At 35.4% G+C, this 16,975-nt stretch carries 16 protein-coding genes; 12 read left to right on the top strand and 4 right to left on the bottom strand.

The features are described 5' to 3' along the window. Positions 1-28: 28 nt before the first annotated feature. Positions 29-724 carry a CPBP family intramembrane glutamic endopeptidase gene (locus tag ACFSTA_RS06835; RefSeq protein WP_377555847.1) on the bottom strand — a complete coding sequence of 232 codons (696 nt, stop codon included), beginning with the start codon at positions 722-724 and terminating at the stop codon, positions 29-31. A gap of 86 nt (positions 725-810) precedes the next feature. Between ACFSTA_RS06835 and ACFSTA_RS06840 the strand changes: the two genes are divergently transcribed. Continuing rightward, a complete protein-coding gene (locus ACFSTA_RS06840) occupies positions 811-1,551 on the top strand; it encodes a MerR family transcriptional regulator (protein WP_377555848.1) in 741 nt (246 codons plus the stop codon). Positions 1,552-1,615: 64 nt separating this feature from the next. Here the strand turns inward: ACFSTA_RS06840 and ACFSTA_RS06845 are convergent, their stop codons facing one another. The 3 genes from ACFSTA_RS06845 to ACFSTA_RS06855 are packed head-to-tail and all read right to left on the bottom strand — an operon-like array spanning position 1,616 to position 3,429. Then, positions 1,616-2,200: a TetR/AcrR family transcriptional regulator gene (locus ACFSTA_RS06845; RefSeq protein WP_377555849.1), complete on the bottom strand. Its 585-nt coding sequence runs from the start codon at positions 2,198-2,200 to the stop codon at positions 1,616-1,618. Between the two features lie 10 nt (positions 2,201-2,210). Beyond that, positions 2,211-2,999, bottom strand: a complete 789-nt coding sequence (locus ACFSTA_RS06850; protein WP_377555850.1) for a DNA alkylation repair protein — start codon at positions 2,997-2,999, stop codon at positions 2,211-2,213. Position 3,000: 1 nt separating this feature from the next. Next, entirely contained in the window at positions 3,001-3,429 is a 429-nt protein-coding gene (locus ACFSTA_RS06855) for a glyoxalase/bleomycin resistance/extradiol dioxygenase family protein (RefSeq protein ID WP_377555851.1), read from the bottom strand. Positions 3,430-3,657: 228 nt separating this feature from the next. On the opposite strand from ACFSTA_RS06855, the gene ACFSTA_RS06860 reads away from it, so the two are divergent. From ACFSTA_RS06860 to pelG, 11 genes are all read left to right on the top strand, one after another. Next, the gene (locus ACFSTA_RS06860) at positions 3,658-5,100 is read left to right on the top strand and encodes a sensor histidine kinase (protein ID WP_377555852.1); all 1,443 of its coding nucleotides are present in this window, start codon (positions 3,658-3,660) and stop codon (positions 5,098-5,100) included. Next, a complete protein-coding gene (locus ACFSTA_RS06865) occupies positions 5,087-5,782 on the top strand; it encodes a response regulator transcription factor (protein ID WP_449290218.1) in 696 nt (231 codons plus the stop codon). Before ACFSTA_RS06860 ends, ACFSTA_RS06865 begins: the two co-directional genes overlap by 14 nt. Before the next feature lie 176 nt (positions 5,783-5,958). Then, complete coding sequence (locus ACFSTA_RS06870) at positions 5,959-6,456, top strand: hypothetical protein (RefSeq protein WP_377555855.1); 498 nt, start codon at positions 5,959-5,961, stop codon at positions 6,454-6,456. 15 nt (positions 6,457-6,471) lie between these two features. Continuing rightward, a complete protein-coding gene (locus ACFSTA_RS06875) occupies positions 6,472-6,678 on the top strand; it encodes an SHOCT domain-containing protein (protein ID WP_377555856.1) in 207 nt (68 codons plus the stop codon). Positions 6,679-6,773: 95 nt separating this feature from the next. Continuing rightward, complete coding sequence (locus ACFSTA_RS06880; RefSeq protein WP_377555898.1) at positions 6,774-7,736, top strand: ABC transporter ATP-binding protein; 963 nt, start codon at positions 6,774-6,776, stop codon at positions 7,734-7,736. Further along, positions 7,729-9,243, top strand: coding sequence for an osmoprotectant update ABC transporter permease/substrate-binding subunit OpuFB (gene opuFB / locus ACFSTA_RS06885; protein WP_377555857.1), 1,515 nt, complete (start codon positions 7,729-7,731; stop codon positions 9,241-9,243). The genes ACFSTA_RS06880 and opuFB overlap by 8 nt, the downstream gene beginning before the upstream one ends. A 271-nt stretch (positions 9,244-9,514) precedes the next feature. Further along, positions 9,515-11,410, top strand: coding sequence for an NAD-dependent epimerase/dehydratase family protein (locus tag ACFSTA_RS06890; RefSeq protein WP_377555858.1), 1,896 nt, complete (start codon positions 9,515-9,517; stop codon positions 11,408-11,410). Further along, positions 11,403-12,266 carry a hypothetical protein gene (locus ACFSTA_RS06895; RefSeq protein WP_377555859.1) on the top strand — a complete coding sequence of 288 codons (864 nt, stop codon included), beginning with the start codon at positions 11,403-11,405 and terminating at the stop codon, positions 12,264-12,266. The genes ACFSTA_RS06890 and ACFSTA_RS06895 overlap by 8 nt, the downstream gene beginning before the upstream one ends. A 10-nt stretch (positions 12,267-12,276) precedes the next feature. After that, positions 12,277-14,106 carry a DUF2194 domain-containing protein gene (locus ACFSTA_RS06900; RefSeq protein WP_377555860.1) on the top strand — a complete coding sequence of 610 codons (1,830 nt, stop codon included), beginning with the start codon at positions 12,277-12,279 and terminating at the stop codon, positions 14,104-14,106. Then, positions 14,103-15,566: a GT4 family glycosyltransferase PelF gene (gene pelF, locus ACFSTA_RS06905; protein WP_377555861.1), complete on the top strand. Its 1,464-nt coding sequence runs from the start codon at positions 14,103-14,105 to the stop codon at positions 15,564-15,566. The genes ACFSTA_RS06900 and pelF overlap by 4 nt, the downstream gene beginning before the upstream one ends. After that, on the top strand, positions 15,523-16,962 hold the full coding sequence (gene pelG / locus ACFSTA_RS06910) for an exopolysaccharide Pel transporter PelG (RefSeq protein ID WP_377555862.1): 1,440 nt from the start codon (positions 15,523-15,525) through the stop codon (positions 16,960-16,962). The genes pelF and pelG overlap by 44 nt, the downstream gene beginning before the upstream one ends. Positions 16,963-16,975 lie beyond the last annotated feature (13 nt).

The raw sequence follows: 16,975 nt of genomic DNA on the forward strand, positions 1-16,975 counted from the left end.
TTAACCTGTCACCGGTCGATTTTTTTGACTACAATAGCACTGTCAATAGTATGGACATTCCATTAAATATACTATGAATGATTATTGCTGGGTAGATAGACTGTGTTTTTTCGTAGGTCCATGCAAAAACTAGCCCAGACAAGAATGTATAGGGCAAGGAATTGTAGGTTGGAATATGTACAATCATAAAAATGAACGAACTAACAATCATACCAGTAGCTAGTCCGTATTTTGTTCTAATCCAGCGATACAAAAATCCGCGATAGAAGATCTCCTCGTAAATTGGTGAGATGACTGCCGCTGAAATAAAAGCGATCATGATGTTAAATGTTGAGAGTCTAGTTTGTATGCTTTCTGTCTTACTATTATCAGTTCCAATGTTGAATAGCCATTCCATGATATAAGAGAGTACGATCGTACCAACAAATAGTATAATGATCCAACCAATTGTCGACCTAAAATAAGACTTGGATAAACGTTTTAGACCGACTTCCTTCCATGATAATTGTTTAGGCTTGATAGCAATAAAATAAAGCCCTACTGTAAAAATGATTGCCATGATTAATCCTATAAGCGTTCCAGAATATAAATCATTTTGAAACCAATCCGTTAATGATTGTAATAATAGATACTCAATAAAGAATGGAACAAATATGATTACTAAGACAATCATTTGTATAAGTTCTTTCCATGACCATGGGCTTTTCTTAAAAAAGTTATTCATTAAAATTCCTTCCTTCCATTTATGCTATAGTTAGTGTACATGGTGACGTTACGTAACCTGCAAGATTTTTTTAGGAGGAATTGGGGATGAATATTTACACCACTGGAGAAGTTAGTAAAAAGTTACATATTTCTGTTAGAACATTGAGGTATTACGATCAAATAGGCTTATTGACACCAAGTGAAAAAGATGCAAATGGGAAACGATTGTACCTTGAAACGGATTTACTTACCTTAGAGAAGATTACGTTATTAAAAACATTAAACTTATCCTTAAAAGATATTGAAAAAGTATTAACCAAAATTACGATCGAGCAATTGCTTCATGCTCATAAAAATTCACTAGAACAAAAGATTGAAGAATGGAATACATCAGTTAAACATACAACTACATTACTCAATGTCTTTCACGCTGAGGGTGATTTGAAATGGGAGCAGTTAATCCCTTTAGTTCGGGATGCACAGAATAAAGAAAATATAGATCATCATTGGGATCAATATTTTGACCAAGAAGAGAAGGAAATGCTTAAAGAAAGGCTTCCGAAAATGGAAGAGGATGGACCAAGTATTCGACAGTGGATTAACATAAATCGTAGGATTGAACTTGCTCTAGAAAAAGGCGTTACTCCTGATTCAGAAGAAGGCCAACTCATTGCTGAAGATACAATGATATTATCTGATCAGCTATTTGAAGGAAATGAAGAACTTGGTGATAAATTTTTTGAAATACGTAAATCACCGGAAAAATCTCGAGATATCAATCTTTATCCAGTAAAAGAGGAAGTACTACAGTTTATGGAAGAGGCAATTACTGCTTTTTCTGAGTAGGATGTTAGATTTCTTATGGCAAAAAAACTGGGACGATGGGCCAGACCCCTCGTCCCACTATTTCTTATTTTTTTATACCGCTTAACATGGTTTTTAATACATTCATAACTGCCTCAATTGCTTGGTCTCTATTGGGTTGATCTGTAATCCAAAGGACAGATTCATTCATAGCACCAGATAAAATATGAGTTAAAGTTTCAATTGATGGTGAAGTAATCAGTCCATGTTCTTGCATGATCATTAATTGTTCATATAATGAGTTCATTGAATACTTCTGATCCATCATACGGAAAGTATCCCATCCTAAAACTGCGGGACCATCAATTAATAATATCCTTTTATTTTCTAGTTTAGATGCAGCGTTTAGAAATGCTCGACAACCATGTATAAGTTGTTCCCACATATCATCACTTTTTATAGCCTCTTTCTCTACATATATCCCAACTTCTTTTTGAATTTCTTCAAATACAGCTAGAAATAGTCCCTTTTTGTTTGTGAAATGGTGATAAACCGCTCCTCTCGTTAGTTCTGCTTCCTTTACAATGTCCTCTAAGGCAACATTTGCATAACCTTTTTCAGTAAAATGGCGTTTTGCAACATCCATTAAACGATTAATTGTAAAAATCGTTTCTTCCTTTGTTTTTCTCATCGTCTATCTGTCACACCCTATTTATAGTTGTTATTATTTTTTCTGCAGTTGTATCTTTCTTTTTGATCAATGTTCGTAATCCGTGGTTTATCAAGCTTGTGTTTATCTCCTGGTGTCTTTCTATTATATTTTCTATCCATAATAGTACATCAGAGGGATAATCCTTCGTCAAGTCGTTTATGTGATTGGCAACAGATTTCTGTACATAAGGTGAGGTGTCATGTAATAGTTTCTGAATTAAAGTAAGATTATTAAGTGGGTCGTTATGTATAGGTTCCATTTTCTTTGCCCATGGTAGTCTTGGACGAGTACCTTCACTAACTAGGCGTCTCACATGGGAATTGGTATCAGTAACCCATTCATTAAAATATTCTAAACAGAGGTCAATATTCTTGGCAAGGTACGGCCTAATTGCATATTCAGAGGTATGCCTTTTCGTAATCTCTTTAAGTGCCCCCATGGATAAATCAAAGTCATCAAGACCATAATTTTCAATAAATTTTGCTACCGGCATGAGAAAATACCCCTCGGTAAACATTCCTTCTTCCGATTCATTTTCTGGGCCTATTATCTGTAACAAAACTGAAATGGCTTCAGAGTAGTCATTTGGTAAATGGACGTATAGTTCATCAGCTATTACTTCAACTCGTGCCTTTAATTCCTTACCCTCTACTTGTTTAGTTATACTTGATATAAAAGAATTTGATGAGAAACTGGGGTAATGCTCACGTATTAATTTCGATAATCGAATAGCTAATTGTTCATCGAAATAAAGTTTTAGAGGTACATAATCGCCCACTTTAATCTTCCTTCCAGACTTGCTCTTGATAGCTTTTTTGAAACGATTGATCCGGTGGGATGATAGTAATAACATCAATTAAAATACCATTTGGGTCACTAGTAATAAAATGACGTTGTCCAAAAGCTTCATCCCGAATATCTAAATGTAACGGTAATTGATGTTGATTAATTAACAGCTGATAATATTCATCAACATTATCAACCTCAAAATTAAGGATCAACCCCTGTACATCATTCCTAAAAGTAGCTGGAACTGTTTCATGTCTTTTGTCCAAAATGGCCAATTCATAATCTGTATTTTCCTTTTTCAAACTTACGTACCAATCCGTCTTAAAGATAGTGGAAAAACTAAAATACTCTTGGAAGAACTCACTTGTTTCGGCAACCTTGTCAGTCATTACCACTGGATAAAAACTATTAAAATTCATTAAAATTCACCCCATAATGTAATTTTCTTCAGTTTAACATACATACTTTATGTATGTAAAGAAGCAAAAACAGTAATATGATCAAGGGTTACTTTTTATCAAGACTTGTGTTTAACTCTTACAAATTAGAGATCATACTAGTTTATAAAAAGTTTATAATTCGTTTACTTCTAGTTCCTTTTTTGTAATTATGATTAGTATGGAACGTACACAGAAGGAGAAATGCTTATGCCCATTCGAAAGCTTCTTATTTTATCTCATGCTGCCATGATTGTTACGCCAATAATTGTGATCGCATTAATTATGTTCTTGTTATATGTTGTTCTTAGTGGTAATACCGCACTTCATTCAGGCCATTGGTGGGGAAATGCGCAGGGAGAAAATGTTGAACTTTTTAATCGATTGAAAAAAACGGCATCAATAGAGCAGGAGAAACTATTCGATGCATCCTTTGTCCATTCGATATCTGAAAAGCTTGAAATGGAAGAAGCTAACCTTGTGATTCGTAAGGGAAATGAATTGATATATACTTCAGACAATCTAAAAAAAATAAGTAATAATGACGTGCCTTCGTTCGGGGACGAGGACTTTAGACCAATTCCAGTACGGGTGGAAAATGAACATTATTCCGTCATGCAATATGATTTCTATTTTCAGGACGGTATGGAGGGATCAATTTTTATATTGGAGAATTCGCCATCATTTGTTACATCTGCTAGAGTGTTTTTCCCAGTTTTATTTCTGAGTTTAATTCTTACACTTGTTTGTACCAATGTACTGTTATCTTATTTTATGTCGAAAAGAATTTTACAACCAGTAAAACAATTATCTAGCGCTGCAGACAATATTAGTAAAGGCGATTTTGATTTTACGATCAGACCGAAAGGAAAAGATGAATTGAATAAACTCATCCGAACTTTTGATAATATGCGGTTGCAATTAAAGGAGTCCCTAGAACTAAGGGATAAATATGAGCATAATCGCAGAGAATTAGTCGCAAACATTTCGCATGATTTAAAAACGCCAATCACGTCCATTATCGGCTATGTTGAGGGAATACAGGATGGAGTGGCAAATACAGCAGAGAAACAGAAGCAATATTTTGATACGATACATTCTAAGGCAACATATATTAATCAGTTAATAGAGGAACTCTCGCTTTTATCTAAATTAGATGTAAACAGGGAGTCATTTCACTTTGAAGTGGTGAATGTGACAGCATTTATGGATGACTATTTGCGAGAGATAGAAGATGATTTGGAGGAAAAAGGAATCCAACTCGTTTTTCAACATATGGACGTCGAAAGCAATGTTTTCATAGATCGAAATAAAATGATCCGTGTTATACAAAATATTGTCTACAATAGTGTGAAATATATTGAAAGAACACCAGGACGAATTACAATATCACTTACTGATAGAGAGGAAATGATAGAGGTATGTATTAGTGACAACGGGAAAGGAGTTCCTGAAGAAGAACTAGCGAGCATCTTTACCCGTTTTTATCGCGTTGATCCTTCTCGGAGCACGAGTGGTAGTGGGCTTGGATTAGCAATTGCATCACAAATAATACAGGTGCATGGTGGCAGCATATGGGCGGAAAATATACAAACTGGAGGTCTGCGTGTTTATTTCACGCTGCAAAAGGTAAAGGATGATGGAAATGAGTAAGAAAATATTAATCATTGAAGATGACCAGAGTATCGCTGTATTAGAAAGAGATTACCTGCAAATCGCCGGTTTTCAAGTAGAAATAGCATCAGATGGAATGGATGGCTTAGAGAAAGTAAGAAGTAAGACGTTCCATCTAATTTTGCTTGATTTAATGCTGCCTAAGATTGATGGATTTGAACTATGTAAAATGATTAGAAAGGAAACCAATATTCCTATTCTTATGGTTACGGCAAAATCCGATGACATTGATAAAGTGCGTGGCTTAGGTCTAGGTGCGGATGACTACATCGTAAAGCCATTCAGCCCAAATGAATTAGTTGCACGGGTGAAATCACATCTTGCTATGTATGACCGACTAATGCAGACAAATGAATCGAACAGCGACATATATATAAAAGACCTTCATATTAACACGCTATCCAGACAAGTGTTTATGAAGGATAAAGAGGTGGAGTTCACCAATAAAGAATTTGAATTACTGACATTTTTAGCATTACACCCAAATCAAGTTTTCTCCAAAGAACAGATATTTGAAAGAATATGGGGACTGGACTCGATGGGAGATAATGCAACTGTAACAGTTCATATTAAGCGAATTCGTAAGAAAATAGAGAAAGATTCTGCAAACCCTCAGTATATTCAAACCGTATGGGGTACAGGCTATCGGTTCCAAGGATAAGAATTTGTTTATTATATCCTGTTGGAGTAACAATAAAAAACATTGAAATCGTAATGTAAAACTTGCCAAGTAATTGGTAAGTTTTTTTATATTCATTTTATAAAAAGTTTATAGATGTGTCAGAGGATGTTCAACTTTGCTTGATATAGTTGATTTTGTAGGCAGGAGGTGAACAAGTGAAGCTTTCTATGACGGCAAGGAGAGGATTGATCACACTTCATATATTATTTGCAGCAATTATGTTAGGCAACATGACTACGTTTCTTATTTTAAGTATTACGTCCGCTACAACGGATGATGTAAGCGTAATGAAGAGCTGTTATGCTATTATGCACGTCCTTTCGAAAACATCCATCAAAGCAGCAACGATTGGTACAACCATTACCGGTATTCTTTTATCTCTTTGGACCAAATGGGGATTCTTTAAATTTAAGTGGGTCATCGTGAAGGAAGTTTTAACAGTATTTCTTATTGTTCTTAATATATGGGGAATGTATGGACTAACATTAAATAACTTACAGGAGCTTACAGTAACAGGAAATGGATATAATCTCTCTGAGTCTCAGCTTACTTTATGGGCAGGTGTCATTATACAATTAATTTCCCTCATTTTTATCTTCGGCATATCTGTCTTTAAACCATGGGGGCAACGAAAGAAACGATTAAATAAATAAAAGGAGTTGTTTGATATGAATTTTGTACACTTTCCATTTTTTATTTTCCCATTTATTTTCTTTGGTATCATGGTCATGTTGATTATAGTATGTAATCGTAAACGAAGCGCTTATATGTATAATCAGCACACTCCAATGACCATTTTAGGAAAACGATTCGTCAACGGGGAAATCACAAGCGATGAATATCAGCAAATGAAAGAAGTATTAAAAGAAAAATAATTGAGGAGGCGACGGGGCAGGTCCATTGTCCCACTGGGACAATGGACCTGCCCCCTCTACTTAAAGCCTTAAGAACCGACTCTACCTCCTACGTANTGATTTCTTTTAAGGATGTGTCAAAAAGATATAAAGACGGTACAACTGCAGTTGATTCAATCAGTTTTACGGTGAATAAAGGGGAATTTTTTGTTCTTATTGGTCCAAGTGGTAGTGGTAAAACAACAACACTTAAAATGATGAATCGTTTGATTCCCTTAAGTGATGGTACCATTTTTATAGATGGGGAAAAAATAAGCGAATACAACATACATGAGTTACGCTGGAATATTGGATATGTCCTACAGCAAATTGCTCTCTTTCCACATATGACCATTGAAGAAAATATTGCGATTGTGCCTGAATTGAAACAATGGGGAAAAGCGAAAATTCATGAACGAGTGACGGAATTATTGGACATGGTTGGTCTAGATCCAGAAACATACCGTAACCGAAAACCTAACGAGCTTTCTGGTGGAGAACAACAAAGAGTGGGGGTCGTTCGTGCCTTAGCCGCTGATCCAGAGATTATTTTAATGGACGAGCCATTCAGTGCACTAGATCCTATTAGTCGCGATAAATTGCAAGAGGATATAATCCATCTACAAAAGATGATTAAGAAAACGATTGTGTTTGTTACACATGACATGAACGAAGCTATTAAATTAGCGGATCGTATCTGCCTTATGAATCAAGGGAAAATTATTCAACTGGGAACCCCAGATGAGATTTTGAAAACCCCTAACAATGACTTTGTGAAAGATTTTATAGGACCAACAACTAAACTAGGTTCAAACTTTAATTTGGAAGAATTCGTCGAAACACCACTCCAAGATAATAAACCACAGCAATCAACAACCATTTCCATTACTGCATCACTTGAAGAAGTGTTGGAACAATTATCTCAACATGACCAACTTATGGTTGAAAGGGATGGAAAAATGGTTGGTGTCGTGAATAGAAAAACGCTCATTCACTATTTTTCTAGACAGATAGTGGAAGGAAGGGATGGAAATGTCTAACTTTATAGAAGTTTTTCAAAACCGGCAAAGTGAACTGATACAAGCTCTTTTTGAGCATATTCAAATTTCTTTTATAGCACTATTCTTTGCTGTCATCATAGCAATTCCGCTGGGGATTTATTTAACTAAAAAAGCCAGATTGGCTGAGAGTATTATCGGAATTACGGCTGTCTTGCAGACGATTCCATCTTTAGCGTTATTAGGACTTTTCATTCCACTATTTGGTATTGGTAAAGTTCCTGCCATCATTGCTTTAGTCATCTATGCCTTACTTCCAATCTTGCGTAATACATATACCGGAATTAAAGAGGTGAATTCATCCTTGATAGAGGCCGCCATGGCAATGGGGATGAACACGACGAAACGATTAATGAAAGTAGAGTTACCATTAGCGATGCCAGTTATAATGGCAGGGATTCGTACTTCTATGGTTCTGATCGTTGGAACAGCCACACTTGCTGCATTGATTGGTGCAGGGGGTTTAGGTGATATTATCTTACTTGGAATCGATCGAAATAATTCGGCTCTTATAGTGATCGGTGCAATACCTGCTGCATTATTAGCAGTTATGTTTGACTTACTATTACGAGGAATGGAGAAGCTTTCCTACAAAAAGTCGCTAGCAACAATTGGAATCATCGTTGTTTTGGCGATAAGCATATCGTTAGTGCCTAATTTGATAAAGGGAAGTCAAGAGACGATTGTTATCGGAGGAAAATTAGGGTCAGAGCCTGAAATATTAATCAATATTTATAAAATCCTAATAGAGGACGAAACGAAATTAGAAGTTGAATTAGAGCCAAGTCTTGGGAAAACTCCATTCCTATTTAATGCTTTACAATCAGGTAGTATTGATATTTATCCCGAATTCACTGGAACGGTCGTTTCACAATTTTTGAAAGAAACAGCTGTAAGTAATGATAGACAAGAAGTTTATCAACAAGCACGAGATGGGTTATTAGAAGATTTTAATTTAGTTCTTCTAGAACCAATGCAATATAATAATACGTATGCATTAGCCGTTCCACAGTCGTTTGCAGAGAATCATAATCTCGATACAATTTCGGATTTACGTGGCATAGAAGAAGTCAAAGCGGGTTTCACCTTAGAATTCACAGACCGAGAAGATGGCTACTTAGGTATTCAAAAATTATATAATCTTGAATTTCCTAATCTAGTAACGATGGAACCAAAACTTCGATATACCGCAATTGAACAGGGAGATATAAATTTAATTGATGCATACTCTACAGATAGTGAGTTGAGAAGATACAATCTAAAAGTATTAAAAGACAATAAAGAACTATTTCCTCCTTATCAAGGAGCACCACTACTTAGAAAGGATACATTGGAAAAATATCCAGAAATTGAGAATATATTAAATCAACTAGCTGGCAAAATAACCGATGAGCAAATGCGTGAAATGAACTATCAAGTTGCTGTGGAGGGGGAAAGTGCTGAAGAAGTAGCCCATGCCTACCTAAAAGAAGAAGGGTTAGTTAACTAAATAAAGGATAGGACGTCTTAAAATCCTCATAAATGTTGTTAAAAACAACATTTATGAGGATTTTTCTTTACAGTTTTTTATTTTGTTTCGTTAAATACTACATTCGACAATAGTCGCTCTTTACTTAATAGGAAAAAGTACTTATAATAAAATAAGTTCTCTTTTAAGAACGTTAAGCATATTAATATTCTTTATATAGAATTTTTTTAGGAGTACAAAACAAAACCTAACAATAATATCAAAAAAAAATGGTTCAATTGGGGGTGATAACGTGAAAGTTCTTATTACTGGAGGATATGGCTTCATAGGATCCTTTGTAGCAGAGACGTTTCATAAGGAAGGTCATAAGGTGTTTATAATTGACAACCTAACTACGGGTAACAAAGAGAATGTACAATTTAAACACAAATTCTATAACTTAGAAGTCGAGGATCCAAAGTGTGAAGAAGTCTTTAAAGCCAATAGATTTGATGTCGTTATTCATTTAGCTGCCCAAGTTGACGTTGGAACATCAATGGACGATCCATTTGTTGATTCAAAAGCAAATGTATTAGGTCTAGCTAACATTTTACAGTTATCCCAAAAATATGGAACAGAAAAAGTAGTCTTTGCATCCTCTGCGGCTGTCTATGGTTTAAATGAAGAAATTCCTCTAAAGGAGGAATCCACCTGTGATCCAATATCGCTTTACGGAATAAATAAATGGATTGGAGAGCTATATTGTAAGAAGTGGGAAGAGGTATATGGTTTAAGTACGCTTTGCTTCCGTTTTTCCAATGTCTATGGCCCGAAGCAAGGTACGGCTGGGGAAGGTGGAGTCATTTCTATTTTTACTAATCGCGTCCTTCAACAAAAAGATGTCATCGTATATGGTGACGGAGAGCAGACAAGGGACTTTATCTATGTTCAAGATGTTGCGAATGCAATTCTTCGTGGTGTCGAATCAAACCTTAGCGGAATATATAATCTGTCAACGAATCAAGAGGTTAGTATAAATGAACTAATTAATAGCTTAAGTAAAATGGGAAAAGTACAGAATGTTATTTATGACGATCCAAAACCAGGAGACATAAAGAATTCAAGATTACGTAACTCAAAAATAAAACAAGATCTGGATTGGGTCCCACTTCATAGCTTAGAAGAAGGATTAGAAAAGACTTTTCAATGGTTTAAAAATAATAGTACCGACAAGTTTGACCTACTATTAAATAAAAAAAGAAAAAGAAGGATATCGTTTACACCTATGATCCCATACCTCGAGAACTTTGTCATCTTAGCTATAATCTACTTACTAAGCATCTACATCTACGATTATCTTTTAATGATAGACTATCCACTTCTCTACATCGTTATAACATCATTTATACTTGGTCGGAATCAATCAATCCTGTCAATTGGATTAGCCTCGACCTGGTTCCTTTATGAAAATATTATGAATGGTAGGGAATTAATTTCACTATTAGTTGATCATAATACATTAGTTCATATTGGAATTTATATATTTGTAGGACTTACAATTGGTTATCTTATCGATAAAAAAGATAAAAGAATTATACAGCTAAGGTCGGATGTAGATGGATCAGATGAAAGATATAAACATCTGCAAACAATCTTCAATGACACATTAACCGTAAAAAATGAACTACAAAACCAACTACTATATACAAATGACAGTTTTGGAGCGGTCTACCAAGTAATGAAGCATTTAGATTCTCTTGAGCCAACCAAAATTTATCATGGTTCCATAAAAATTGTTGAAGAAATTATGAAAGAAAAAGCAGTGGCATTTTATATTATTGATCGTTCACACAAACATCTAAGGTTAGTAGCTCAATCGGAAGGATTGGATAGAAATCCTTTACTTGCAATGACAAATAATGCGAGTCTTATACAAACGATAAACAAAAATCAAATTTATGTAAATAAAAAACTTGATGACCAACAACCATACTTATCTGCACCAATTATGGTACAAGAAAATGCTATAGGGGTGATTCAAGTATACAGAACTAATTTTGAACAGTTGACTTTGTTTAACTTAAACAAAATGACAGTAATCTCTAAATTAATCTCATCCGCACTGCATTGTGCGTATCAACATCAGGATAAAATAACGAGAGAGCAACAGAGCTCCCAAGCGCTTAAAAAGGATAATGCTTATGTATAAACTAGCTATTCTAATCTATCTTGTTTTTTGTGTAATGTATACGACTTTTTCGATCGTTAATAAAAGGAAAAATGGACTATTTAAATCAATTATTATCACATTCTTTCCTGTGCTAGGCATTATTTTAGTCTTAGTTCTTTTTCACTCATTCGGCCAAAAGCATAGTAAAGAACAAAACAGTCAGGTACATTCTACACTGGAGCTAGGAACGAACCTTGTGAATGTCGCCTCGGAATTAAACTATGTTCCTATTCGGGATGCATTGTTATTAAACGATAACAGAACAAAGAGAAGGCTGCTCATTCATTGCTTAAAAGAAAACGCGGTCCCGGATCCAATCATTTTACAAATGGCTTTAGAAAATGAGGACTCAGAAACATCGCATTATGCTGCTACCGCAATTATGGAAATGAAGCGAAAACTCCAAAATTCGATTCAAATTTTTTCAGCAAGAATGCATCGACATCCAGATGATATGTCTATCACATTCGAATATGCAGATACGATAAATGATTTTTTGCAAAGTGGTTTCCTAGATGAGAAAACTAAACAGAAATATCAAGGAATATATTCTGCATTATTAGAAAAGATCCTGGATGACGAAAAAAGAACGAATCAACATTTTATCGATAAAATTAATTTGGAGTTAGAGCAGAAAAACTATCAAAAAGCAAAATTATATAGTAATAGATTTAAAGAGGAGTATCCACTCGATGAAATGGCTTATCTATTGGCTATGAAACTACAATTCTCTCTAAACAATCAAACGGAATTAAAAAAAGTTTTAAAAGAGCTAAAGGAACGACCTATTTATTTATCAGAGTTTGGGTTAAGCATTGTTCGTTATTGGACTTAGGGGGATAAAATTGAGCTATAATTTTAGGATTAGTAAAACAATGGTCATGATTATCTTATTTTTATTTTTATTGGGCATATCCATTCAAGTGTCTCGTTCTCAATTTTTATTAAGCTTTGGAATTACCAATGGACACGCAACAGAGCTTGAGTATACGTCGGCTCTATCAGATGAGGAAGTACAACAGTTCCAACACGATAAGATGTTACTTTTGTATGATTCAAGTTCAATAGAAAGTAAAACCTTAACTGATAACTTTGAAAGAACATTAGATTATATGAAGAAGAAGTATGAGACAATTCCTGTTTTACAAATGCCAGCTGATCTTTCCAGCTATCAAACGGTAATTATTCTCTTCTCTGATTTAGAAAAAGTAGAGGATTTTAACAAGGTTACGGACTATGTTTCGTTAGGAGGGAAGGTGTTTTTCGGTATTCTTCCAGAACCGGGTACAACATATTTCAACTTGTATCAGAAACTGGGGATCTATGAAACAGATACGACATATCAAGAAGCAGTCGGTGTGGAAATGGTCTCAGATTTATTATTAAAAGCACAAGGATTAAAGATAGACAAGGAGTTTATAGTTAACTCATCATTGTATCTCCGATTAAAAGATACCGCTACCCTACATGTACAATCATCAGATGGAATACCACTTCTATGGAGTTCTTCCTATAAAGATGGTCAGTTTATGGTGTTTAATGGGACAATGCTCAGTTCAAAACTAAATCGCGGCCTTATTTCAGGGGCGATTAGCTACTTAAATGACGATTATATTTATCCCATTTTGAATTCAAAGGTAGTCTATATTGATGATTTTCCTGCTCCCTTTCCGGAAGGGTACGATGAGCAGATCTATGCGAATTATAAGCGAGATATCCCTACTTTTTTTAAGGATATATGGTGGCCAGACATGGTGAAAACAGCTATAAAAAACGATCTGACTTATACCGGGGTTTTAATTGAAACCTATAACGATAAAATCAAAAGCCCGTTTAATGAACGTTTAGTAAAAGAAAATCTAAAAATCTATGGACGTGAACTCATTAAAATGGGAGGAGAAGTGGGTGTTCATGGATACAACCACCAATCGTTAACGTTGGATCAAACAAAGGTTGATGAATTAGGCTACAATGCCTGGAAGGATCAACAGGATATGGTTTCTTCATTAGAAGAGGTAGAAAGCTTATTTAATGAACTTTTTCCAGACTACACCTTGCGCACCTATGTTCCACCGTCAAATGTATTAAGTGAAGAAGGGAAAAAAGCAATTCAAAAAGCGATTCCGTCTGTCACTAATCTTGCTTCTTTATATTATTACGGGGAGGAACAGATCGCATATATACAAGAGTTTGAATCAAACGATTGGTATACAGAAATTCCGAGGTTCACATCAAATTATCTTTATATCGATGAAAGCAAATGGAGTATTGCGAATTCTGCCACTTCTATCGGTGCTTTTTCTCACTTTATCCATCCAGATGATTTGCTAGATAGGGAGCGAAGTGGATCAAAGGATTGGGATACATTATTAAAGGAATTTAACAAAATGATGCATGATGTGAAGGTGAATTATCCCTGGATGAAAAGTCAAACAGCCTCCGAAAGTGCAGCTGTTGTGAAAAACTTCCAACAAGCAGAAGTATTTGTTTCGCAAACAAGCAACCGGTTGGATGTGTACATTAATCAGTTTGCAGGGGAATTAGATTTTATTCTACGCAGTGATAAAACTTTTACTCGGGGAGATGGCTGTGAGGTGGAGAAAATAAGTGATAATCATTACCTCATACGTGCTCATTCATCCAAGTTCTCAATCGAGCTAGGAGGGGAATCATGAAAATTTGTATCGTTGCTGAAGGCTCCTATCCATATATTACTGGTGGAGTATCTAGTTGGATTCAAACGTTAATCACTTCCATGCCAGAACACGAATTCATCATCTATGCGATAGGTGCTCAAGAAAAGGACAGAGGTAAGTTTAAATATACGCTTCCTAGTAATTTAGTCGAAGTAAGGGAAGTTTTTTTGGATTCCTACTTGCCCGAGAAGGGCATACCAGGTAAAAGTTATAAGTTGAATCAGTCACAAAAAAACGTGATTAAGTCCCTGTTAACGAACCAAGTGTCGAATTGGGAGGACTTCTTATCCCTATTTTACAGTAGAAAAGTAAAAATAGATTCTGTCGCTAATTTTATGGCAAGTAAGGACATCTTTGACATCATTCAAGAGCTCTGTGTGGAGCAGGAAACAGAAATTCCATTTACAGAAATGTATTGGTCAGTTCGTTCGATGCTGGTGCCGTTACTATTAGTCCTAACCAATCCATTGGTTGAAGCGGATATCTATCATAGTGTATCGACTGGCTATGCCGGGGTTGTAGGTGCATTCGGCAAGTATCGCTACGACAAGCCATTTGTGTTAACAGAACATGGCATATACACCCGGGAACGAGAGGAAGAAATAATTAAAGCCGATTGGATTCATGGCTCGTTTAAGGATTTTTGGATTCAGTATTTTTACTCGTTATCCAATTGTGCCTATTCTTATTCGGATGAAGTTATTAGTCTATTTACTAAAAATAAAGAGATTCAAATAGAGATTGGCTGTGAGGAAGAGAGGATATCGATCATTCCTAATGGGGTGGATGCTATGGATTATAGACACTTACCTCAGAAAACAAAGGAGGATGATGCGTACATCAACATTGGTGCTATTGTACGTGTCGTTCCGATTAAAGATATTAAAACGATGCTACACAGCTACGCAATTATCAAACAGCAGGTGCCACATGCGCAGTTTTTCATCTTTGGACCATATGAAGAGGATTTAGAATACTATGAGGAATGTCTACAGCTTGTTCATTCACTCGGGATTGATGACGTTTATTTTACCGGATCCATCAATATAAAGGAGCATATTGGACGAATGGATCTTTTGGTCCTAACTAGTATTAGTGAAGGTCAACCATTGGCGATTTTAGAAGGTCTGGCTTGTGGAAAACCCTTCGTTTGTACGGATGTAGGAAGTTGTAGGGAATTGATTACCGGCTTAGATGATGGCTATGGGTCAGCAGGATACGTTGTGCCTGTGATGAATTATTTAGCGATAGCAGAAGCGATTATGAAACTAGTTGAAAATCCAAACCTTCGAAGTGTGATGGGAACAAACGGCCAGAAGAGAGTAGAGGCCCTCTATGCAAAGTCTACATTTATAGATGATTACAAAAAAATTTATAAAAAAAGAGGGTTGCGGAATGGCAGGAGTTGGGATACAACTAAAAAAATTAGTGAAAGATAAAAGCTTTTTTGGAGGGGTAAAAGCATTTACTTTCTCTTCCATCGTTATTACAGGTCCATTGTTTTTGTGTATTTTACTCCTAACAGTCGCCCAGCAATTTCTTGAATTAACGAGTACTCCCTACTATGAAAGAGAGCTGTTTCTTGCTGGAATGTTGTATAGCTTTGTCTTTTCACAAATTATAACCAGTGGCTTCATCATGGTTGGCACAAGATATCTCGCCGATCAAATTTATGAGAATAAAGAGGAAAATATTTTGTCCTCGTTATATGGAATGATTGCTGTCACAGTCGTAATCGGGGGAGTTATTGGTGCTGTCTTTTTTCTGTTATCCCCACTGGATTTCATGTTTAAGCTAGTTGCTTATTTATTTTTAATCGAGTTAATTATTATTTGGGGACTAATGATGTACATTTCAGCGCTAAAATACTACAAGCAAATCATCATGGGATTTTTAGTTGGTGTACTAAGTTCTATCGCCGCTATTTGGGTATGCTATGTCGCATTTGACTATTTAACCGCAACCCACTTAATTATTTGCGTTAATATTGGCTTTTTGTTACTTATGCTTTTCTTTATTAACAGTATTAAAAAACGTTTTCCTATTAATAATGAGCAATATTTTAACTTTCTAACGTATTTCTCGAAATACCCGTCCTTATTTTTTGTGGGACTATTTTACACGTTTGGTTTGTTCATTCATGCTTTTATGATCTGGGGAAGCGACTTACAAATGATTGTCAGTGACACGTACGTGATGGCACCATTATTTGATGTCCCATTCTTCTATGCATTCCTAACCATTCTACCAGCGATGATTATTTTTGTTCTAACAGTTGAGACTGCCTTTTACAATAAATATAAATCCTTTTACGACAAAGTGATTGGGTCATCCTCTTATCAAGAGATCCAAAATGCACATATGAAAATGTTTAACGTGTTATCGAAAGAGATCGTGTTCATCATGGAATTTCAACTGTTTTTTACCGTCTGTGCAATTGCTATTGGCACGAGTCTATTGCCAATTACAGTTGAACAGGTCGACATTTTTAATATTGTTACCGTTGGAAATTATTTTTTCATTATAATGTTTGTCGTTATGCAAATTTTACTTTATTTTGATGACAGAAAAGGGGCTCTGATTGTTATTTCCAGTTATCTGCTGGTTAGTTTAATAACCGCACCAATTACGGTGTTAGTTGGAAGCTATGGATTATCATGCTTTATTTCTGGGTTAATTGGACTAGTAGTAGCTTTTGGAAGACTCCGTTATTACTGTAGAAATTTTGGCTACTTTACGTATTGTGCACAGCCTGTAGAAGCGAAAGGGCACATCATTCAAGAAATGGCAAGAAGATTGAATACTTTAAACGGATTTGAAGGTGAAAAAAAGTGAAACGAAACAATGT

It is taken from the genome of Ornithinibacillus salinisoli (genome assembly GCF_042684965.1).
GTDB classification, from domain to species: domain Bacteria; phylum Bacillota; class Bacilli; order Bacillales; family Amphibacillaceae; genus Ornithinibacillus; species Ornithinibacillus salinisoli.

What these genes read in the sequence shown, in the direction of transcription:
- ACFSTA_RS06875 (WP_377555856.1), top strand. Translation starts at nt 6,472, where the DNA reads ATGAATTTTGTACACTTTCCATTTTTTATTTTCCCATTTATTTTCTTT.
- opuFB (WP_377555857.1), top strand. Translation starts at nt 7,729, where the DNA reads ATGTCTAACTTTATAGAAGTTTTTCAAAACCGGCAAAGTGAACTGATA.
- ACFSTA_RS06865 (WP_449290218.1), top strand. Translation starts at nt 5,087, where the DNA reads ATGGAAATGAGTAAGAAAATATTAATCATTGAAGATGACCAGAGTATC.
- ACFSTA_RS06835 (WP_377555847.1), bottom strand. Translation starts at nt 724, where the DNA reads ATGAATAACTTTTTTAAGAAAAGCCCATGGTCATGGAAAGAACTTATA.
- ACFSTA_RS06895 (WP_377555859.1), top strand. Translation starts at nt 11,403, where the DNA reads ATGTATAAACTAGCTATTCTAATCTATCTTGTTTTTTGTGTAATGTAT.
- pelG (WP_377555862.1), top strand. Translation starts at nt 15,523, where the DNA reads ATGGCAGGAGTTGGGATACAACTAAAAAAATTAGTGAAAGATAAAAGC.
- pelF (WP_377555861.1), top strand. Translation starts at nt 14,103, where the DNA reads ATGAAAATTTGTATCGTTGCTGAAGGCTCCTATCCATATATTACTGGT.
- ACFSTA_RS06840 (WP_377555848.1), top strand. Translation starts at nt 811, where the DNA reads ATGAATATTTACACCACTGGAGAAGTTAGTAAAAAGTTACATATTTCT.
- ACFSTA_RS06855 (WP_377555851.1), bottom strand. Translation starts at nt 3,429, where the DNA reads ATGAATTTTAATAGTTTTTATCCAGTGGTAATGACTGACAAGGTTGCC.
- ACFSTA_RS06845 (WP_377555849.1), bottom strand. Translation starts at nt 2,200, where the DNA reads ATGAGAAAAACAAAGGAAGAAACGATTTTTACAATTAATCGTTTAATG.
- ACFSTA_RS06860 (WP_377555852.1), top strand. Translation starts at nt 3,658, where the DNA reads ATGCCCATTCGAAAGCTTCTTATTTTATCTCATGCTGCCATGATTGTT.